Source organism: Klebsiella aerogenes (genome assembly GCA_029027985.1).
Classification (GTDB): Bacteria; Pseudomonadota; Gammaproteobacteria; order Enterobacterales; family Enterobacteriaceae; genus Klebsiella; species Klebsiella aerogenes_A.
In genome coordinates this window covers 1,372,166-1,391,692 of record CP119076.1, presented here as the reverse complement: position 1 = coordinate 1,391,692, position 19,527 = coordinate 1,372,166, and the positions used below count along the sequence as shown (strand labels likewise).

Annotated in this window: 15 protein-coding genes and 6 tRNA genes; 10 read left to right on the top strand and 11 right to left on the bottom strand. The window is 53.6% G+C overall.

What is annotated here, in order from left to right; all coding sequences use genetic code 11:
- Positions 1 to 5: 5 nt before the first annotated feature.
- Entirely contained in the window at positions 6 to 332 is a 327-nt protein-coding gene (locus PYR66_06665) for a PTS fructose transporter subunit IIB (GenBank protein ID WEF29390.1), read from the bottom strand.
- Between the two features lie 231 nt (positions 333 to 563).
- The gene (glk, locus tag PYR66_06660; GenBank protein ID WEF29389.1) at positions 564 to 1,529 is read right to left on the bottom strand and encodes a glucokinase; all 966 of its coding nucleotides are present in this window, start codon (positions 1,527 to 1,529) and stop codon (positions 564 to 566) included.
- A gap of 264 nt (positions 1,530 to 1,793) precedes the next feature.
- Between glk and PYR66_06655 the strand changes: the two genes are divergently transcribed.
- Positions 1,794 to 3,029: an ion channel protein gene (locus PYR66_06655; protein WEF29388.1), complete on the top strand. Its 1,236-nt coding sequence runs from the start codon at positions 1,794 to 1,796 to the stop codon at positions 3,027 to 3,029.
- Here the strand turns inward: PYR66_06655 and PYR66_06650 are convergent.
- The gene (locus tag PYR66_06650; protein WEF29387.1) at positions 3,026 to 4,687 is read right to left on the bottom strand and encodes a thiamine pyrophosphate-binding protein; all 1,662 of its coding nucleotides are present in this window, start codon (positions 4,685 to 4,687) and stop codon (positions 3,026 to 3,028) included. The genes PYR66_06655 and PYR66_06650 overlap by 4 nt on opposite strands.
- Before the next feature lie 177 nt (positions 4,688 to 4,864).
- Between PYR66_06650 and mgrA the strand changes: the two genes are divergently transcribed.
- Both mgrA and PYR66_06640 read left to right on the top strand, forming a co-directional pair.
- On the top strand, positions 4,865 to 5,857 hold the full coding sequence (mgrA, locus tag PYR66_06645) for an L-glyceraldehyde 3-phosphate reductase (GenBank protein WEF29386.1): 993 nt from the start codon (positions 4,865 to 4,867) through the stop codon (positions 5,855 to 5,857).
- A gap of 127 nt (positions 5,858 to 5,984) precedes the next feature.
- A complete protein-coding gene (locus PYR66_06640) occupies positions 5,985 to 6,341 on the top strand; it encodes a DUF2502 domain-containing protein (GenBank protein ID WEF29385.1) in 357 nt (118 codons plus the stop codon).
- Between the two features lie 40 nt (positions 6,342 to 6,381).
- Here PYR66_06640 and PYR66_06635 read toward each other — a convergent pair whose 3' ends face one another.
- Positions 6,382 to 7,614, bottom strand: coding sequence for an Nramp family divalent metal transporter (locus PYR66_06635; protein WEF29384.1), 1,233 nt, complete (start codon positions 7,612 to 7,614; stop codon positions 6,382 to 6,384).
- 346 nt (positions 7,615 to 7,960) lie between these two features.
- On the opposite strand from PYR66_06635, the gene nupC reads away from it, so the two are divergent.
- Positions 7,961 to 9,163: a nucleoside permease NupC gene (gene nupC, locus PYR66_06630; protein ID WEF29383.1), complete on the top strand. Its 1,203-nt coding sequence runs from the start codon at positions 7,961 to 7,963 to the stop codon at positions 9,161 to 9,163.
- A gap of 50 nt (positions 9,164 to 9,213) precedes the next feature.
- On the opposite strand, the gene PYR66_06625 is transcribed toward nupC, so the two are convergent.
- The 3 genes from PYR66_06625 to PYR66_06615 form a co-directional block, all read right to left on the bottom strand.
- Positions 9,214 to 11,397, bottom strand: a complete 2,184-nt coding sequence (locus tag PYR66_06625) for an EAL domain-containing protein (GenBank protein ID WEF29382.1) — start codon at positions 11,395 to 11,397, stop codon at positions 9,214 to 9,216.
- A 208-nt stretch (positions 11,398 to 11,605) separates the two neighbouring features.
- Positions 11,606 to 11,681: transfer RNA gene (locus PYR66_06620), tRNA-Ala, on the bottom strand.
- Between the two features lie 41 nt (positions 11,682 to 11,722).
- Positions 11,723 to 11,798, bottom strand: a tRNA-Ala gene (locus PYR66_06615).
- Positions 11,799 to 12,017: 219 nt separating this feature from the next.
- Here PYR66_06615 and PYR66_06610 point away from each other — a divergent pair.
- Positions 12,018 to 12,371, top strand: a complete 354-nt coding sequence (locus tag PYR66_06610; GenBank protein WEF29381.1) for a putative DNA-binding transcriptional regulator — start codon at positions 12,018 to 12,020, stop codon at positions 12,369 to 12,371.
- A 7-nt stretch (positions 12,372 to 12,378) separates the two neighbouring features.
- The gene (locus tag PYR66_06605; protein WEF29380.1) at positions 12,379 to 12,774 is read left to right on the top strand and encodes a putative DNA-binding transcriptional regulator; all 396 of its coding nucleotides are present in this window, start codon (positions 12,379 to 12,381) and stop codon (positions 12,772 to 12,774) included.
- A gap of 54 nt (positions 12,775 to 12,828) precedes the next feature.
- On the opposite strand, the gene gltX is transcribed toward PYR66_06605, so the two are convergent.
- Positions 12,829 to 14,247, bottom strand: coding sequence for a glutamate--tRNA ligase (gltX, locus tag PYR66_06600; GenBank protein ID WEF29379.1), 1,419 nt, complete (start codon positions 14,245 to 14,247; stop codon positions 12,829 to 12,831).
- A 258-nt stretch (positions 14,248 to 14,505) separates the two neighbouring features.
- Between gltX and PYR66_06595 the strand changes: the two genes are divergently transcribed.
- The 4 genes from PYR66_06595 (at position 14,506) to PYR66_06580 (ending at position 14,905) form a co-directional block, all read left to right on the top strand.
- Positions 14,506 to 14,581: transfer RNA gene (locus PYR66_06595), tRNA-Val, on the top strand.
- 46 nt (positions 14,582 to 14,627) lie between these two features.
- Positions 14,628 to 14,703, top strand: a tRNA-Val gene (locus tag PYR66_06590).
- Between the two features lie 46 nt (positions 14,704 to 14,749).
- Positions 14,750 to 14,825: transfer RNA gene (locus PYR66_06585), tRNA-Val, on the top strand.
- 4 nt (positions 14,826 to 14,829) lie between these two features.
- Positions 14,830 to 14,905, top strand: a tRNA-Lys gene (locus PYR66_06580).
- 263 nt (positions 14,906 to 15,168) lie between these two features.
- Here PYR66_06580 and PYR66_06575 read toward each other — a convergent pair.
- The 3 genes from PYR66_06575 to PYR66_06565 are packed head-to-tail and all read right to left on the bottom strand — an operon-like array spanning position 15,169 to position 19,527.
- Complete coding sequence (locus PYR66_06575) at positions 15,169 to 16,290, bottom strand: fimbrial protein (protein WEF29378.1); 1,122 nt, start codon at positions 16,288 to 16,290, stop codon at positions 15,169 to 15,171.
- 10 nt (positions 16,291 to 16,300) lie between these two features.
- Complete coding sequence (locus tag PYR66_06570; GenBank protein ID WEF29377.1) at positions 16,301 to 18,835, bottom strand: fimbrial biogenesis outer membrane usher protein; 2,535 nt, start codon at positions 18,833 to 18,835, stop codon at positions 16,301 to 16,303.
- On the bottom strand, positions 18,835 to 19,527 hold the full coding sequence (locus tag PYR66_06565) for a molecular chaperone (GenBank protein ID WEF29376.1): 693 nt from the start codon (positions 19,525 to 19,527) through the stop codon (positions 18,835 to 18,837). Before PYR66_06565 ends, PYR66_06570 begins: the two co-directional genes overlap by 1 nt.

Here is a 19,527-nt window from a genome sequence, read left to right as displayed (position 1 = left end):
GACAATTATTGTTGCTCAGCCGCAACCATCTCTTCGATTTCTTTAATAATGCCCGCGGCGTTTTTGATGGCATCCTGTAGGGTAATTTCGTACACGTCGCGCGTTTCGAAACGCTCGTTGTCTTCCGGCGTGACGGCAACGGAGTGGATAATTAAGGTCGCTTCGGCAATATCCTGCGCGGTCAGGCGGTTCTGAATACCGTCGGCGCCCTGCGTTTCAATTTTGACTTCGTATCCCGCTTCCACCGCCGCTTCTTCCAGCGCCTGGGCAGCCATAAAAGTGTGTGCCAGCCCCATCGGGCATGCGCAGACGGCAATCAGTTTCTTAGTCATCACAAACTCCTCCAGATAGTTAACGAGAGGGATTATGGCTAAGTCACCTCGGTCATTGTTAGCAGACGAACAATGCTTTTACTGGACAAATAATCCTGCCTGACAGAAGTGTGACGCGTGTCGGAATGACAGAAGACGGGCGAAAAAAAACCGCGAAATGAACGCGGTTTGGAGATGTGCTTCCCGGCGTCGCTACGCTCGGCCGGGCTACGTGTTTTTTCATCAGGCAGTTTACAGAATGTGCCCCAACGTCTGACGCAAGTGCGCGCCGGAACCGAGCAGGCCCGGGTTATCATGGACAATCAGATAGACCGGGATATCCTGCACAAACGCTTTAAAACGCCCTTTATCTTCAAACCCGCCGCGGAAACCCGACGCTTTAAAGAAGTCGAGGAAGCGCGGCACGATCCCGCCTGCGATGTACACACCGCCAAAAGTGCCCAGGGTCAGCGCCAGGTTACCGCCAAAGCGCCCCATGATGACGCAAAACAGCGACAGCGCACGGCGGCAATCAATGCAGGTATCCGCCAGCGCACGTTCGGTTACATCTTTCGGCTGCAGGTTTTCCGGCAGGCGGCCATCGGATTTCACAATCGCGCGGTACAAATTGACCAGCCCGGGTCCGGACAGGACGCGTTCAGCGGAAACATGGCCCAGCTCGGTACGTAGCTCTTCGAGAATGATGCCCTCTTCCTCGCTATTCGGCGCGAAATCGACGTGACCGCCCTCGCCCGGCAGACTCACCCAGCGTTTATCGACGTGTACCAGATGCGCGACGCCAAGGCCAGTACCCGCGCCATAAACGGCGATCGGCTTACCTTCTACCGGCTGCGCGCCGCCGAACTGAATCAGATGCTCGGCTTTCAGCATCGGAATCGCCATCGATACCGCAGTGAAATCGTTAATAATTTCCAGATGAGTGAATCCGAGGTTCTTTTTCATCTCAGCGATAGAAAATGCCCAGGTATGGTTGGTCATCGCCACCCAATCACCGGTAATCGGGCAGGCAATCGCGATGCAGCCATCATCAACCTTCACCTCATGCTCTTTGAGGTAAACCTGCACAACAGCCTCAAGACTGGGATAATCGAGCCCGGAATAGGTTTTAGCGCGGGTGATTTCCCCCGTTGCGATATCACATAATGCCAGACGGGCATTGGTTCCGCCGACGTCTCCTACTAAAGCAAATTTTGTCATTCCGTTACGGCTCCGCTAAAGTCAAAATGATTCTTTTCGCACACTGTAAATTCATGGCGACTTAACAACAACGACCAACGTACAGCTACCGGTATTTTAGCGACATAGGTCACATTTAACTTATAAGCCATGTAACAGGGCATCAAATGTGCCGCACGGAGCATCAGACCCGGCCTTAACTTTCTCGTTTCAGCACCATTTGCGCCGAAGCTCCTCGCGGAGACAGGCAAAGTAGCGTTTCAGGACATTTAAAAGGAACTCCTCATGCTGCATCCGCGCGCCAGAACGATGCTGTTGTTATCGATACCCGCCATCATTATCGGTATCGCTTCCAGCCTGGTATTGGTTGTGGCGATGAAGATCGCCACTATATTGCAAGGCATCTTATGGCGCGATCTGCCAACGAATTTTGGCATTGCCGCCGATAGCCCGCTGTGGATCATCGCCATGCTTACCGCCACCGGGATCGCCGTTGGGCTGGTGGTCCGTTTTAGTCCCGGCCACGCAGGGCCGGATCCGGCTACCGAATCCTTAATTGGCGCGCCCATCGCCACCAGCGCGTTACCGGGGCTACTGGCGGCGCTGATTCTCGGCCTGGCGGGCGGCGTTAGTCTCGGGCCGGAACATCCCATTATGGTGGTCAATATCGCCCTGGCCGTCGCGCTTGGCTCACGGCTGTTTCCACGGGTAAGTTCGCTGGACTGGACAATCCTCGCCGCTTCGGGAACCATTGGCGCCCTGTTCGGTACCCCGGTTGCCGCCGCGCTGATTTTTTCGCAAACGCTCAATAGCAGTAGCGATGTTCCGCTTTGGGACCGCCTGTTCGCCCCCCTACTGGCAGCCGCCGCCGGCGCCCTGACCACCGGCCTGTTCTTCCATCCGAATTTCACGCTGCCTGTTCCCCATTATCCGCATCTGCGCATTGTCGACATCATCAGCGGCGCGATAGTGACGCTTATCGCCATTGCCGTCGGCATGGTCGCCGTCTGGTGCCTACCGCGCCTGCACGCGCTGATCCATCGCCTGAAAAACCCGGTGTTGATGCTGGGCATTGGCGGTTTTTTGTTGGGGATTCTGGGCGTGATTGGCGGGCATATCACGTTGTTTAAAGGGCTGGATGAAATGCAGCTGCTGGCATCAAGTCAGACGCTCGGCGCCGGTGATTTTCTGCTGATCGCGGTGGTGAAACTGGCAGCGCTGGTGCTGGCGGCCGCCTGCGGTTTCCGTGGCGGGCGAATCTTCCCCGCAGTATTTGTCGGCGTGTCGTTGGGATTGATGCTGCACGCTCACGTCGAGGCGGTACCGGCGGCGATTACCATCTCCTGCGCGATTCTCGGTCTTGTGCTGGTGGTCACGCGCGACGGCTGGCTAAGCCTGTTTATGGCGGCAGTCGTGGTGCCGGACACCACGCTACTGCCGTTGCTGTGTATCGTCATGCTCCCGGCCTGGTTGCTGCTGGCCGGGAAGCCGTTGATGATTGCCAAACGCCGCGGCGATTAGCTGCGGTTATTGCGCTCTTCCAACGCCTGGGTGACCGCGCGTAAGAAGTCAGGAATATCCATTTTCGGCAGCATCACTTCGACCATGGTTAACCTGTCGGCGTTGACGCTGTCGGCCATCGCCTCCTCCAGCTCGCTGGTTTGCGATACCCGCCAACAGCGAGAAGGCGTCTCTGGCGCAAAGGCGTCCGGGAAGCGGCTCCAGTCCCACAGCGCAATATCGTTGTAGCGCTGTTCCGGCCCGTGAATCGCGCGCTCGACGGTATATCCTTCATTATTAAGCAGCAAAATCAGCAGCTTTTGCTTATCACGCAGCATCGAGCTCATCTCCTGAATAGTGAGCTGCGCGGCGCCGTCGCCGATAATCAGCACAACCCTTCTGTCCGCGGCGGCGGTCTGCGCGCCATAGGCGGCCGGTAGCGTGAAACCAATCGATCCCCATAGCGGCTGTACTAATAACGTGGCCTGCGACGGCAGTTTTAACGCCCCGATACCGAATGCCGAGGTGCCCTGATCGGCGAGGATAATATCACCGGGGCGCAACTGCTTCTGTACTGTGCTCCAGAAACTCCGCTGCGTCAGGCTGCCTTCTGGCGCGCCGGAAGCATCAGGCGCAACAACGGTGGGCGGCGTCCATTCTGCCGATAATTTGGTAGATACATCGATCAACGCCGCCAGCGCCTGATCCATCGGGATCCGGCTAAACCAATGTTCGCCGACGCGGGCGGAAAAAGGCTGAATTTCGATGGTTTTCTCGTCCGGCAGATTGTGGGTAAAGCCAGCGGTAATGGTATCGGTAAAGCGCGTACCCACACAGATAATGGTATCGGCGCTTTCCATCACCTCGCGGGTTTGACCCGCGCTGGCGATCCCGCTATAGGTGCCGGCAAAACCAGCCCCCTGCTCGTCAAATAATCCTTTCCCCATCAACATGGTAGCGTGGGTGAGCGGCGCGGATTTTACCCATTTTTGCAGCGTTTCCTGCAGGCCATAGCGCTGGGCAAGGAAATCCGCCAACAGCGCGACCCGACGGCTGCTTCTTAACATTTTGGCCGCATGCTCGCGGAATCCGGCAAGGTGATTTTCATCGGCCGGTGGTCCTTTTATCTCTAAAGCGCGAGCCGGCGGAACCGCATGGGCTTTGGCGACGTCGGCAGGTAGCATCAGATATCCGGGGCGATGATGGGTCAGCATTTCGCTAAGCACGCGGTCAATTTCATGGCAGGCGTTGCCCGCCGTTAACGTGGCCTGGGTACAGGTAATTTGTTCGCTCATGCGCGCAAAGTGGGTGAAATCGCCATCGCCCAGCGTATGGTGCAACAGCTCACCACGCTGCTGAGCGCCGGTCGCTGGCGCACCAACGATATGCAGCACCGGAATATGTTCAGCATAGCTACCAGCCACACCGTTCAGCGCGCTCAACTCACCGACGCCGTAGGTCGTCAGCAACGCGCCAGCGCCTTTGATTCGCGCATAGCCGTCGGCGGCGTAGGCCGCGTTCAGTTCATTAGCACAGCCGACCCAGCCCAGCTCTTGATGGGCGATGACGTGATCGAGAAACTGTAAGTTGTAATCACCAGGTACGCCAAACAGGCGATCGATACCACAATCTACGAGACGATCCAGCAGGTAATCGCCAATGGTGTAAGTCGGTTGCATATCCATAGTCCTTATTCTTGTGCAGGTAATCTGAGTATTAGATATGCGATTTAACTGTCCAGATTGTGAGCGACAAAGTGGGTGGAAAGCAAAATTTACGCGTTTTCCCCATGTACTCCACTGCTGACATTGATTAGTGTAAACGTATACACACCCTGCTTTTGTTACGGAGGAAGTATGGTTTACCAGGCAAATACCACGCGATATCAGACCATGGAGTACCGCCGCTGCGGGCGCAGCGGTCTGAAGCTACCGGCAGTCTCTCTCGGTCTGTGGCATAACTTCGGCGATGAGACGCAGCTGGAGATCAGCCGGCAGTTATTGCGTCACGCTTTCGACCTTGGCATTACTCACTTTGATTTGGCCAATAACTACGGGCCGCCGCCAGGTTCCGCAGAAAGCAATTTCGGACGGATCTTCAAGGAAGATTTCCTGCCCTACCGTGACGAACTCATTATCTCCAGCAAAGCCGGTTATACCATGTGGGACGGTCCTTATGGCGACTGGGGTTCGCGCAAATATCTGGTCGCCAGTTTAAACCAGAGCCTGAAGCGAATGGGCCTTGAGTATGTCGATATCTTCTATCACCACCGCCCAGACCCGGAGACGCCGCTGAAAGAGACCATGTGCGCATTAGATCATCTGGTGCGTCAGGGGAAAGCGCTGTACGTCGGTTTATCGAATTACCCGCCTGAGCAGGCGCATCAGGCAATCAACATTCTTAACGACCTGGGTACCCCCTGCCTGATTCATCAACCGAAATACTCGATGTTTGAACGCTGGGTTGAAGACGGCTTGCTGGAGATGCTGCAGGCCGAGGGGGTGGGAAGTATAGCGTTTTCACCGCTGGCCGGCGGGCAACTGACCAACCGCTATCTGAACGGTATTCCGCCAGACTCGCGTGCCGCCAGCAGTAGCCGCTTTTTACAGCCGGAACAGCTGACCGCCGAGCGGCTGGAAAAAATCCGCCAGCTCGACGCTATCGCTGAACGCCGCGGACAGAAGCTGTCGCAGATGGCGTTAGCATGGGTACTGCGCGAAGATAAGGTCACTTCCGTGCTGATCGGCGCCAGTAAAACCACCCAATTGGACGATGCCGTCGGCATGTTAAACAACCGTCAGTTCAGCGTTGAAGAACGTGCCGCCATTGACGCGATCCTTGCGGTGTAAACTCATTTTTACTTTGGCAAAAAGTGCTATTTCTTGCGATTTAAGAGTTACCCGATGCTACAGCGCTTTACCGGCTCGTAATATCTGGTTAACAGGTCATTTAAGACCCGATCGTGAGGAGAAGAGTATGTTCAGGTCACTGATTCTGGCAGCGGTACTACTGGCCTGCGCGCCGGTTATCGCCAATGCTGGTGAAATCACCCTGCTGCCATCGGTAAAATTACAAATTGGCGATCGTGACGGTTACGGTAACTACTGGGACGGTGGCGGCTGGCGCGACCGTGATTACTGGCGTCGTCATTATGAATGGCGCGATCACCGCTGGCATCGCCATGATAACGGCTGGCATCGCGGTTGGGATAAACGCGGCTGGGACCACGGTCGCGGTAACGCTTACGAGCGCGGCTATCGCGAAGGTTGGAATGACCACCGCGGCGGCTGGAACCGGGGTGGCGGCCGTGGACATGGTCACGGACATCACTAATCAACAAGGGGAGCGAAGCGCTCCCCTTTTTCTTGTGGGGTTATAACGCCGAACCGATAATCAACCAACCGTTGAGCACCACCACAATCGCCACAATGACCCAGCCGATACGTTTTATCCACGGTGTATTAACTAAATCCCCCATCAGTCGCGCATCGCTGGTAAAAATCAGCAGCGGCACCAGCGCGAGAGCAATACCAAAACTCAGCAACACCTGACTCATCACCAGAATACGGGTCGGATCTAATCCCATCAGAATCACAATAAACGACGGCATCATGGTAATGGTTCGCCGGAACCACAGCGGAATATGAAAACGGATAAAGCCCTGCATCACCACCTGACCGGCAAGGGTACCAACGACCGTCGAAGAGAGACCGGCGGCAACCAGACTCAAGCCGAAAATGGTGGCGGCGGCATGGCTAAGCAACGGTTCGAGAGTTAAATAAGCCTGATCAAGATCGGCAATACCGGTGTGGCCGTTAAAGTGAAATACGGCGGCGGCGGTCGCCATCATCGCCAGATTCACAAAGCCGGCAATAGTCATCGCAATAGAGACATCCCAACGAGTCGCGTTATAGCGCTCTTTACGCGAGCCATCATGCAGGTTTTGCGTTAGCGACGAGTGCAGATAAATAACGTGCGGCATAATCGTCGCGCCAAGCACCCCCGCGGCGAGGAAGACCGCTTCGCCGTTCGGCAGGCTTGGGATAATCATCCCTTTGGTTAACGGTGCCAGCTCCGGTTGCGAGAAGATAAGCTCAACCACATAGGCCACCGCGACAAACAGCAGTAGCCCGCCAATCACCTTTTCCAACGGTTTCTGCCCCCGGCGCTGCAGCATGAGGATGAGGAAAGTCGCAACCCCTGTCAGTACCGCGCCCTGCAACAAGGAAACGCCGAGAATGAGCTTAAAGCCGATCGCCGCGCCGATAAACTCGGCCAGGTCCGTGGCCATGGCGATAATTTCCGCCTGCACCCAATAGAACCACACCACCGGGCGCGGATAGTGGTCGCGGATCTGCTCTGCCAGATTCTTGCCGGTTGCAATACCCAGCTTCGCCGACAACACCTGAATCAGCATCGCCATCAGGTTCGCCCATACCACCACCCATAGCAGTTGATAGCCAAAGCTGGCGCCCGCCTGAATGTTAGTGGCGAAGTTACCCGGATCGATATAACCGATAGCCGCAACGAACGCAGGTCCCATCAATGCGAGCTTCATCTTGCGCGCTGCGCGACCACTGCTATTCTCAACGCGACTGCTAGTCATTTTCTGCCTCTGGAAATATAGCCTTTGCTATGTTTAATGCTATCAAAATGCGAATGATTATCAAGTTCATTTGAAATGGTGATAATGATTGCTTTGATAGGAGGGAACGATAGCTAGCCGGGTAATGAAACGGGCGTGAGTATCTATTACGACGCGCCTTTCATCAGATTAGTACACTAATGCAACTTTTAGTACCTTTGCATAACATAACAAAAATGTACGATTGATCACTATTTTTGTTATTAGTCACAGTTCCTTGCAATAGTGTGGATTCGATCTCGTTTTCTTTAGGCTTGTTGCATAGAATGTGCACGGAAATTTAACCTGCCTCATATTTGGAGCAAATATGGACCGCGTCTTGCATTTTGTCCTCGCGATCGTTGTGGTGGCTATACTGGCCTTACTGGTCAGCCACGACCGTAAGCAGATCCGCATTCGTTATGTTATTCAATTACTTGTCATTGAAGTTTTGCTGGCATGGTTCTTCCTGAACTCCGATGTTGGTCTGGGTTTTGTGAAAGGATTCTCCGAGATGTTCGAAAAACTTCTCGGCTTTGCCAACGAAGGTACCAACTTCGTCTTTGGTAATATGAACGATAAAGGTCTGGCTTTCTTCTTCCTGAAAGTTTTGTGCCCGATTGTTTTTATTTCCGCGCTAATCGGTATTTTGCAACATATTCGCATTCTGCCGATTGTCATCCGCGCCATCGGTACTGTGCTGTCTAAAGTTAACGGTATGGGCAAACTGGAGTCCTTCAATGCCGTTAGCTCACTGATCCTCGGCCAGTCTGAAAACTTCATCGCCTATAAAGACATCCTCGGCAAAATGTCGCGCAACCGCATGTACACCATGGCGGCAACCGCGATGTCTACCGTATCCATGTCTATCGTCGGTGCGTACATGACCATGCTGCAGCCGAAATATGTTGTTGCCGCACTGGTGCTCAATATGTTCAGTACCTTTATCGTCCTGTCGCTGATTAACCCGTACCGCGTTGAGCAGAACGAAGAGAACCTGCAGATGTCTAACCTGCACGAAGGACAGAGCTTCTTCGAAATGCTGGGAGAATACATTCTGGCAGGCTTCAAGGTCGCGATTATCGTTGCTGCGATGCTGATTGGTTTTATCGCACTGATTTCCGCGCTCAACGCCCTGTTCGCCACTGTCACCGGCTGGTTCGGTTATAGCATCTCCTTCCAGGGGATCCTCGGCTACATCTTCTACCCGGTTGCCTGGATCATGGGCGTGCCGGCAAGTGAAGCGCTGCAGGTGGGAAGTATTATGGCGACCAAACTGGTATCTAACGAGTTCGTGGCGATGATGGATCTGCAGAAAATTGCAGCGACGCTTTCCCCGCGCGCGGAAGGTATCATCTCTATCTTCCTGGTTTCCTTCGCTAACTTCTCTTCTATCGGCATCATCGCCGGGGCGATTAAAGGCCTCAACGAAGAACAAGGCAACGTGGTCTCCCGCTTTGGCCTGAAACTGGTTTATGGCTCAACGCTGGTTAGCGTGCTGTCAGCCTCTATCGCTGCGCTGGTTCTGTAATCTCAAACCTTGCAGCAATAAAAAAGTCGGGCTTCAACACCCGGCTTTTTTTACGCCTTTAATTCACTTAGCGGCTGAGGTTTTCCTATCAGGTAGCCTTGCAAATAATCAACGCCCAACGCCAGCAACATCGCCTTCTGCGCCTCCGTCTCAACGTATTCCGCCACCACCGTTAACTGCTTTGCCCGCGCGATTTCAATAATGGATTTCACAATGATCGCATCAAGCTGGTCACTCTCAATTTCATGTACAAAGTAGCCATCGATTTTAACGATATCCGCCTGCAGACTCTTCAGACGCTCATAGTTAGCATAGCCGGTACCGAAATCGTCAATCGCAATAGCGCAGCCGAATTCACTTAGCTGTTGAATATTATGCTGGCTGGTATCCACATTCGAAAATGCCTGCTCTTCGGTGATCTCAATGGTGATATAGCTTGGCGAGACGTGATAGCGCTTAAACAGCGCAATAATCTGCGCCGCGCTATCCTTTTGCATTAGCGTATACGGCAGCAAATTGACGGAAAAGCGTCGCCCCGGATGCTGGTCAAATTGGCTAAACAGCGTTTCCAACACCAGCATATCGAAGCGCAAGCTGAGGTTGAACTGGGTGACAAGCGGAATAAAGCGATCTGGCATAATGATCGTCTCGCCACAACGCATGCGAGTGAGGATTTCGTAATACCCCTCCCCTGCCGCATTCTGAATCGGCTGTGCATACAGGAGCAGGTCGCGATCGTTTAACGCCTGTTTGATTTTGGTCAGCATCCGCACCTGCTCACTGGTTTGATCGGAGACTTCTTCCTGCGCCGTATCCAGCGCCAGTACCCGCTGAGTGGCCCCGGCCTGCTCCGATAACCAACTAAGCTGGCCCAGCATAGGGTGCAATTCAACCTCATCGCCGCTGTAGCTGCCCCACGCAGCGCCAAATTCTAAATCCAGAGTTTGGTTATGCCAGTTAAATTTGGTGTGATTAAGCATGGCGACAATATGATTAAGGCGCGCCGAAGGGTCCGGCCCTTGTAGTACCAGCAGCAACTCGCTACCCGGTAGCTGAAATGCTTTATCCCGGTTATCGAGCAACGGCTGCAGGCAATGGGCGACTTGTCGTTTGCAATCAACGCGCATCATCATGCCGTAATGGCGGCTAAGGAAGTCGAGATTTTCAATGCGCAGGCTGCTAATGACCACCCGGGGAGCCTGACGCAAATGCGCTTCCAGCGCCCGCAGATTGGGTAACCCGGTTAACGGATCTTCTTCTGCCCGATCGCGCCAACGTTGTTTAATTCTCTCACTGCGCGAATAAATATCCGTCATGTAAAATAAGCAAATCGTGAATGAAATTAACACTGACAGAACAAATGATAAGGAATACCCCGATTGAACGCCCTGAAGAAAATTTTTGTTATAGGCCACCAGGAAGAACGCGGAAATAGCCCACGTAATACGAATTAACTCATATCCTAATCGACCAATACCTATAAAATAGAGAATGAAAATAATAGGTACCAGATAACCAGCAATTAAGTCGGAATCATAGGGTGCGCACAGCACCAACATGATCGTAGTTAATACCGTAAACCAATATAAGGTAAAGGTCCGTTTTTCTTTCACCAGCCACGGCTGACAATGCCGCAGCCAAAAAACGCGCGCATAGCGCGGACAGACAATCATCCGCATTGGGTAATAGAAAGCGGTAGTGAAGATGAGCGCAGCGCAAATCAGCGCCTGAATATCCATCACCGAGTAGATGACCGACGCGGTGCTGAAGTAGCTGGAGACCGTTATCGGGAAGGCAAAGAAACTCCCTGCCAGGTACATCGTCAGCTTAAGCAGTACAGGCGCAAAGAAGCCACCCCAAAAAATCCTACGGCCAATATGCTGCCTGGCTGGCCGACCACTACGCCATTTTTTTCCCAAAAACGAACGCACAATGGCGCAGGAGACCAAAACGGCAAACAGTTGACAAAATAACAGGATAGCCGCCTGACTCCAGGTTAAATCTATTATAAAAGTATTAGTTATCGCAAAAACGACAATCAACGGTATGACCGCATACCGACCAAAAATAAAAATAGCCGAATACATCACGCTTAACGGTAACCAGGCGAGATAGATTTGTTTTCCGTCGATAATAGTTTGTGGCGAAATTAATCGAGACAATGGAATAAAAATCAAACAAACAATTAACGCCAGCAGAGTTTTTTTAACTTTGATGTTAATTTTGTCAGTCATTATTGTTAATCAATACCTCTGTGGCTAAACATTAAAAGCATTCAGAAAATACTATGTCGCTTAATAATAGCAGGCAAGAGAATAGATCAAGAAAAAATCTGAAATTACGTTCGTTTGTAATTGTTTGATACTCACTGACGTAAGCACAAAGCGCTTTACATAAACGGCATGAAAAACAAAAACCCCGCCGTAGCGAGGTTTTGAATTTTGGTGGAGCTAAGCGGGATCGAACCGCTGACCTCTTGCATGCCATGCAAGCGCTCTCCCAGCTGAGCTATAGCCCCACAGGACCTCTTTACGAACCAAATCCGCTGGGTGCAGAATTTGGTGGAGCTAAGCGGGATCGAACCGCTGACCTCTTGCATGCCATGCAAGCGCTCTCCCAGCTGAGCTATAGCCCCGTAACGTAAAGCGTGTCGTGTTGACGGGCGGCATAATATGAATTCCTTCGCCAGGTGTCAACGGCAAAATCAATCCTCCTCATTCAATCGCTGAAAAAGCAGGCAAATAACTGACAATGCGAGCCTTATCTCAGGTAGGCGTTAAACATGTCACGATTTCCTGTAAAAGGATGCTATAACATGAAGCACTAATTCCCACATATTTAATCAGGAAATAGTATGCTCAAGGAACGAATGACACCGGAAGAAATTGCGCATCTAACTGGCTTCAGCCGACAGACGATAAATAAATGGGTTCGTAAAGAGGGCTGGCAAACATCGCCGCGGCCTGGCGTACAGGGTGGTAAAGCACGTCTCGTTCACGTTAACGAGCAGGTACGGGAGTTTATCCGCAGCGCCCAGCGCGTCGCGGAAACGCCCTCCGCTTATTCTGCAGCAGAGACTGACCTTGAACCTTTATTGCTTACCCTCTGTAAAGAGATGACCCACCGTGAACAAAAGCAGCTGATGTCGCTGTTGTTGCGCGAAGGCATTACCGGATTATTAAACCGTCTTGGAATACGCGGCCAGTGAAACACGAATGATGAAACTGAAAGAGAAAATGACGCCTGCGGAGCTTGCCGACATTCTGGGTCTGGCCAGACAGACAATCAACCGCTGGGCGCGAGAACAAAAATGGCGGACCGAAGCGATTCCCGGCGTCAAAGGCGGACGCGCGCGTCTGATTGTCATCGACAGATCGGTGCTCGAATTTCTGACCAATATTCCGGCATTTCGTCATCTGAACGAAGAGTATCAGCTCGCCGAACAACCCGGCGGCTACTTTATTAATGAAGCGGATGCCGTTTGGCGGCAAATCGCCGACACGCTGCAACTGATGACCAGTGCAGAACAAACGCATCTGCGCGATCTTCTCGCCCGCGATGGTATTAGCGGTTTCTTAACGCGGCTAGGCATTAGCACAACCACCAAATAGCGGCGAAAAAAACGGCAGGATTAACCTGCCGCTGGATTCACCTTGAGCTCAGACTCAGGACTGCTGGTTTTCGCGTTCGGCAATAAATGCCAGCGCTTTATTGATGCGCTCAACGCTGCGGGATTTACCGATCGCATGAACGGTGACGTCCAACGCCGGGGATTGACCAGCGCCAGTCACCGCAACGCGCAGCGGCATACCGACTTTACCCATCCCCACTTCCAGCTCATCGGCGGTCGCCTGAATCGCATGGTGTACATTTTCCGCCGTCCAGTCGCTAATCGCCATCAACTTATCGCGAACCACTTCCAGCGGTTGACGTGCAACCGGGCGTAAGTGTTTCTTCGCCGCATCGGCGTCAAACTCGGCGAACTCTTCATAGAAGTAGCGGCAGCTCTGCGCTATCTCTTTGAGTGTTTTGCAACGTTCGCCCAGCAGTTTCACCAGCTCAGCCAACTGCGGGCCATTGCGGGTATCGATATTTTCCTGTTCGATGTGCCACTGCAGATGCGTTGCCACGTACTCTGCCGGCAGCGTATTGATGTAGTGATGGTTCAACCACAGCAGTTTGTCGGTGTTGAACGCACTGGCGGACTTACTGACTGCGCCCAGCGAGAAGAATTTGATCATCTCTTCGCGGGTGAAGATTTCCTGATCGCCATGGGACCAGCCCAGACGCACCAGATAGTTCAACAGCGCTTCCGGCAGGTAGCCGTCGTCACGATACTGCATCACGCTCACCGCGCCATGGCGCTTGGAGAGTTTTTTACCATCGTCACCGTTGATCATCGACACGTGCGCGTAAACCGGCACCGGCGCATTCAGCGCTTTGAGGATGTTGATCTGGCGTGGAGTGTTGTTGATGTGGTCTTCGCCGCGGATCACGTGAGTGATCGCCATATCCCAGTCATCCACCACGACGCAGAAATTGTAGGTCGGGGAGCCGTCGGTACGGCGAATGATCAGATCGTCCAGCTCCTGGTTGCTGAATTCGATCGGCCCGCGGATCTGGTCGTCAAAAATAACCGAACCTTCCTGCGGGTTAGCAAAACGCACGACGCACGGCTCATCGGCGGCGTGATGCTGATGGTCATGGCGGCAGCGGCCATCGTAGCGAGGCTTCTCGCCATTTGCCATCTGCTCTTCACGCAACGCATCCAAACGTTCTTTAGAGCAGTAGCACTTATAAGCCGTACCTGCTTCCAGCATTTCATCAATGACCGCGTTATAGCGATCGAAACGTTTAGTCTGGAAGTACGGACCTTCATCCCACTCCAGATTCAGCCAGTTCATCCCATCCATGATGGCTTCAATTGCTTCCGGGGTGGAGCGTTCGAGATCGGTGTCTTCAATACGCAGCACAAACTCACCGTCGTGATTACGTGCAAAAAGCCAGGAATAGAGAGCAGTACGCGCACCGCCAACGTGCAGATAGCCTGTTGGGCTTGGCGCGAAGCGAGTTTTGATTTTCATGAATTGGCCTTACGTTTAATAAAGATGCCGGTAGCCGGCAGTGTTCTTGGAATTGATAGGGGAATATTCTAACACCACAGGCTGATTCCTCAATGTAGATCCCGTCTGAACATCACGGTTTACCATTTTTGTTTATAAATCATACTCTATGGCTGGTTTTGCGATCGCTTTGTTTAATTTTACGACGAACAAACAAATTATTTAGAAAAGGCGTTGACTCATTTTCAACTCTCCCTATAATGCGACTCCACACAGCGGGGGTGATTAGCTCAGCTGGGAGAGCACCTCCCTTACAAGGAGGGGGTCGGCGGTTCGATCCCGTCATCACCCACCAACTACTTTATGTAGTCTCCGCCGTGTAGAACAGAAAATTGAGAAGTGGGTGATTAGCTCAGCTGGGAGAGCACCTCCCTTACAAGGAGGGGGTCGGCGGTTCGATCCCGTCATCACCCACCACTTTCTCGCCAGCTGGATTTTCTGTCAAAATGTGAAGTACCGAAGTGGGTGATTAGCTCAGCTGGGAGAGCACCTCCCTTACAAGGAGGGGGTCGGCGGTTCGATCCCGTCATCACCCACCACTTCGGGTCGTTAGCTCAGTTGGTAGAGCAGTTGACTTTTAATCAATTGGTCGCAGGTTCGAATCCTGCACGACCCACCAATGTAAAAAAGCGCCCTAAAGGCGCTTTTTTGCTATCTGCGATATTTAAGATTCGAACCTGCAGCAGGTTCGGGTCGACAAAATTGTCGGGAACAATTTTGCACAACGCGTAGCGTTGCCCGAAGGGCGAGTCTCAGGATGAGACGAGTAGCGAAGAGAGACAACGGAGCCGCCTGCGGCGACGGCCCGAAGGGCGAGCGAAGCGAGTCATCCTGCACGACCCACCAATGTAGAAAGGCGCCCTAAAGGCGCTTTTTTGCTATTTATTTCAGATCCATCTTCACCGTCACATTGCCTTCAAATTGCCCGGCAGCGGGCTGCGCGCTTTGGGTGCTTACTGGCGCGGCTTTGATGCTAACCACCCCGTCGCCCTGCTCGTCCAGGGTGATGGGGAACTCAAACGTACCGTCTAACGGCACATTTTGGTTGTTGCTGTCGAATACCCGTACGCCCAGATCGTCCCGGCCAATTAACTTTGCGATGAGCGGTTCACCGCTTACCGTGCCCTGATCGGCGCTTAGCGTCAGCTTTATACGGTCCGAGCTGCCTACTGCGCTGCTATCGCAGTGGTAATGGATATCGACATTTTTCAGCGTGTATCCCGCCGGGGGCTGGCCTGGAGTCACAAACTGCGATTTCACGATGCTGCCCAGATCGGCTTCAATGGTGGTACCCGCATTAATCGTGCAGCTTAACGGTGCCGTGACCGCGCCACTCATCCAGACATCAGAGACATGATAAAAATACGTTGCACATGATGACCCATCACTACCGCTTGCGATAGAAATGCACGCGTAGTACTGCACCATCAGGGTGTGCGGAATGACCTCAACGCCCAGAATCGGTTTGTTGACAAAAAGCCGTACGCTGAAAGTATTCAGGTTAAATTGACGTTTGGGGTAGCTGGGATTCTTGGCGCATACGCTGGCATCCTGTTCCTTGAATTGGGGGGCGTTTTTCCAGGCCATTGTCGATACCCCCACCGGTGTCGGATAGTTGTCTATAGCCAACGATTCGCCTCCAGATTCAGCGTAGGCCGTCACACTAACATCAAGACTATCCGTAAGCTTACCACGCGCCCCCGCAGCCCCTGCCTGGAGTGGAGATCCGGCGTACACAGTTTCAATGATTGGCGAAGTATTGAGTACATTACCGTGGCAGAGGCAGCTGGCGGTTACCGCTGGCCCCGACCCGGTAATAGTGTCTGATATATCGGTATATTGGCCAGCCTTATTTTTGCTGGGGTCAATTTCATGACTGACAACGGCCTCGTAGGTTGCCGTTGAGGTAAAACAGTCACTCAGCCAGACACTCGCGTGCGCCGGTCCGGCAGTGAGCAGGCAGAATAAGGCGGCTGACAGGGAAAGGCGCAATGTGTTTCTCATGTGCTGGTTCCTATTGGCAAAGCGCGTGAAGATAACGGATCCCGGTTTGCGTGGCTTCGGCTTGCTCAGCGCTCACGTTAAGCTGCACGCGGCATTGCTGGCTGGGGGCGTTGCCCCATTTCACGCGTAACAGCGTGTCATTGCGAATACCGGCCAGGTAGAGCGTGCCTGTTTCGTCCACAATACCGTTCACGGCGAGCGCATCGACAGTGGCCATCGCGCCAAACGGTACGGTCGCCCCATTCGGGCGGGTGAGGGTGATGAGCAGGCGATAGCCAATGTGAGCATTAAAGGTGGCGGTCACGGCGGCATTGCGCGATGGGATCACCGTGACGGCGGTTTCGTCGGTATCCACGTCTTCCGGCAGGCTATTGGTATCAATCCGGATAGCATTCTCCTGATAGGCGCTTAATGAGGGGATCACGGCATTACCCAGCCAGTCGGTTTGAATACCGCGCTGATTTTGAAAACGCACGCCCGATGCGCCATCGGCGGTGACGATCGCGAACTGGCTGCCCAGCGGCTGCGCCAGCGTTACGCCGTGAGGATGGGCAACCACCGCGCCGTTGATGCCGTAGTTCAACCGTTGGGTATTATCTGACCAGTAGTAGCCAGCGCTCAGGTTGGCATATTGCGAGCGGTAGCTCCCGGAGATGTTGCTGGTATCGCCCTGCCCCTGATTGGCATGGCTTTGCTGGAAGGAGTAGCTGAGTCGGTCATCATCCAGCAGCGTGCCGCTCAGCCCCAGGTTGTGTTGCGTGCTGCCGTGCTTACTGCTACTCATGTTGTAGCTGCTCCAGGCTTTCGGCAGCCATGTGCTTAATGGGATACTGAACCCAAGCGCAATCATTTGATCGCTCGTGCTGCCCCCACTTTTGCTGTAGGTATACGTCAGGTGCGTACTCACACTGCTGATCATCGCATTCACCCCCAGCGACAGGCTGCTATCCGTGTATGACGAGTCCCAATAGTCTTGCTGATAGCCATTCAGATAGATATTCACGCCCGCGATAGTTTGATTGATGCTGGCCTGGATCCGGTTGCGCTTGTTGTAGCGGAACAGGGGATCGTCGTCCTGGGCGTCGTAGTGCTGGTTGGCGTCGGCAAAGCTGTAATAGCCCTGCGTCGAGTAGCGATAGCCTGCCAGGGTGAAGTTGGTGTCGGTCGCGTCAATTTTTCCGGAGTAGAGCAAACGATAAGACTGACCGCTATGCTCGGTGTCGTTGTCCAGCGTGGTATTGGCGTAGGTCACATCGGCCGAAATCGCCCCCAGCGAGCCTAAAGAAAGGCCGGTACCCGTATTGATCGCCCGATAATCTTTGGCGCCGGTGACGCCGCCGAACAGCGTCATGACGTTATTCAGGCCATAGATGAGGCTGCCCTGCACGAAATCCGGCTCATTTTGATCGCTACCGCTGTCGGCCCGGTAGCGGCCTGCGGTGAATTCATATTTTATCCCGCCGGGGCGTTGCATGACGGCAATATTGGAATAAGGCTGGGTAAAGTGGTGCTCGGTGCCGTCCGCTTCTTTCACGGTGATATCGAAATCACCGCTGTTGGTGGTGGAATACAGATCTTTAATTTCAAAGGCGCCGGGGGCGACGCTCTGTTGATAAATCAGATAACCGTTCTGGCGTACCGACACCTCGGCGTTGGAACTGGCGATCCCGCGGATAACTGGCGCATAGCCGCGCTGGCTGTAAGGCAGCATCTCTTCATCAGAAGCCACGTTGATGCCGCGATATTGCACGCTGTCAAACACATCGCCTCTGGTGTTGCTTTCGCCCGCGGTAAACTGCGACCTTAACGCGTCAATATCATGCTGCACGTAGGTATTGATGGTCTCCCAGTGGTTGTCGTTGTCGCTGTGCGTCCAGGTGGTGTAATTGCGTAGCCGCCAGCCGCCGACGTTCGCGCCGCCGCGAACATTCAGGTACTGGCTGTCGGCAGTGTGATGAGACGCATCCTGCTCCCGGGAACCCGAGAAGGCATAGTCGGCAAACGCCACCGGTGCGCCGTCATCCCAACGAGAGGGGTCGATATACCCCTTTCCCATCCCCGCGATGGCCGCCTGAGGGATGCTCAGGCGCAGCGTCATGGTAGAAAAATCTAGCGTGGCCTGCGCCTGCGCAATGTAGTTCCCCAGCGGCTGGGGAAGCGGTTTGGCAGCGTCGAGCGCGGCTAAATCGGGGTATTTATCAACGGCCACGCCCCATTTGCGCAGCATCTCGGGGGTGAACTGGGGGATCAGCTCACCCTTTTCGCCGCCGAGGTAGGTGATATTCATGTCGCCCAGGCGCGTCTCATTGATCTTCACGCTGGAGGAGTACGTACCGGGCAGCTGGGTATTCGATTGCGAGAACAAAGAAAGGTCGATGTCCTGCTGCGTAAGCATGTCGCCTTCCAGCGCGGAAGGCGCAAAATCATATTCACGCGCCTGCGCCAGGCGGGACGATGCCAGTAAACAAAGACTAATACATTGGGCCAACAGCGTAAATCGCCAGACGGACAGATAAGGTGAGCGCGACGATTCCAAAGCCATCATTACCCCTGGCTTAGCGCTGCGGTGTGCTGAGAGGACGCGCTGCCGTAATCGGTAATACAACGCCAGTGCGCAGTATGTTCGGTCGCATTCTGAGGAATCGACAGCTGGACGCTGGATTTCGGCGCCACCATATCCGCGTTGTTGAGTGCGACATTGCCAAGCTTCAGGGAGTCGAAAACGCTGTAAAACGCGCCGTCATTGATGACCGTTAACCGGTTGCCCTGACGGACAAAGCGCAGCTTCTCGCATGTTTCACCGGGCGTGCCGGATAACGTTTTAGGCCGCCAGAACAGCTTCAGGCGGGTTTTATAGTTCAGCCGCAGCACGTTTTTGTCGCGGTCTTCTTTGGCGGTGCCGGGGATCGTGCGCACGTTCAGGTAAAACAGTGACTCTTGATCGAGCGGAAGCGCGGCACCATTCCACGCGATACGCAAACTTTGTTCTTTTTGGGCATCAAGGCGAAACAGCGGCGGGGTGACGATAAATGGCCCGCGGGTCTTGCCATCGCCGGTATCCGTCCAGGATTGAACCAGCCACGGCAGCTCGCTGTCTTTATTCACCAGAGGAAGTGAAACCTCTTTTTTATTCGCGTCATAAATAACGCGCGTACGCCCAATCTGAACGCCCGCCGCATCGCAAAAGGGGGCGACAAAAATAGGGGTAAATAATAAAGCACGAAACAGCATACGCAT

Bases quoted from the DNA above. Each gene is read 5' to 3' on its own strand.
- gltX (WEF29379.1), bottom strand. From the start codon at position 14,247: ATGAAAATCAAAACTCGCTTCGCGCCAAGCCCAACAGGCTATCTGCAC.
- PYR66_06655 (WEF29388.1), top strand. From the start codon at position 1,794: ATGCTGCATCCGCGCGCCAGAACGATGCTGTTGTTATCGATACCCGCC.
- mgrA (WEF29386.1), top strand. From the start codon at position 4,865: ATGGTTTACCAGGCAAATACCACGCGATATCAGACCATGGAGTACCGC.
- PYR66_06565 (WEF29376.1), bottom strand. From the start codon at position 19,527: ATGCGTATGCTGTTTCGTGCTTTATTATTTACCCCTATTTTTGTCGCC.
- PYR66_06640 (WEF29385.1), top strand. From the start codon at position 5,985: ATGTTCAGGTCACTGATTCTGGCAGCGGTACTACTGGCCTGCGCGCCG.
- nupC (WEF29383.1), top strand. From the start codon at position 7,961: ATGGACCGCGTCTTGCATTTTGTCCTCGCGATCGTTGTGGTGGCTATA.
- PYR66_06610 (WEF29381.1), top strand. From the start codon at position 12,018: ATGCTCAAGGAACGAATGACACCGGAAGAAATTGCGCATCTAACTGGC.
- PYR66_06605 (WEF29380.1), top strand. From the start codon at position 12,379: ATGATGAAACTGAAAGAGAAAATGACGCCTGCGGAGCTTGCCGACATT.
- PYR66_06625 (WEF29382.1), bottom strand. From the start codon at position 11,397: ATGACTGACAAAATTAACATCAAAGTTAAAAAAACTCTGCTGGCGTTA.
- PYR66_06570 (WEF29377.1), bottom strand. From the start codon at position 18,835: ATGATGGCTTTGGAATCGTCGCGCTCACCTTATCTGTCCGTCTGGCGA.
- PYR66_06650 (WEF29387.1), bottom strand. From the start codon at position 4,687: ATGCAACCGACTTACACCATTGGCGATTACCTGCTGGATCGTCTCGTA.
- PYR66_06665 (WEF29390.1), bottom strand. From the start codon at position 332: ATGACTAAGAAACTGATTGCCGTCTGCGCATGCCCGATGGGGCTGGCA.
- PYR66_06575 (WEF29378.1), bottom strand. From the start codon at position 16,290: ATGAGAAACACATTGCGCCTTTCCCTGTCAGCCGCCTTATTCTGCCTG.
- glk (WEF29389.1), bottom strand. From the start codon at position 1,529: ATGACAAAATTTGCTTTAGTAGGAGACGTCGGCGGAACCAATGCCCGT.
- PYR66_06635 (WEF29384.1), bottom strand. From the start codon at position 7,614: ATGACTAGCAGTCGCGTTGAGAATAGCAGTGGTCGCGCAGCGCGCAAG.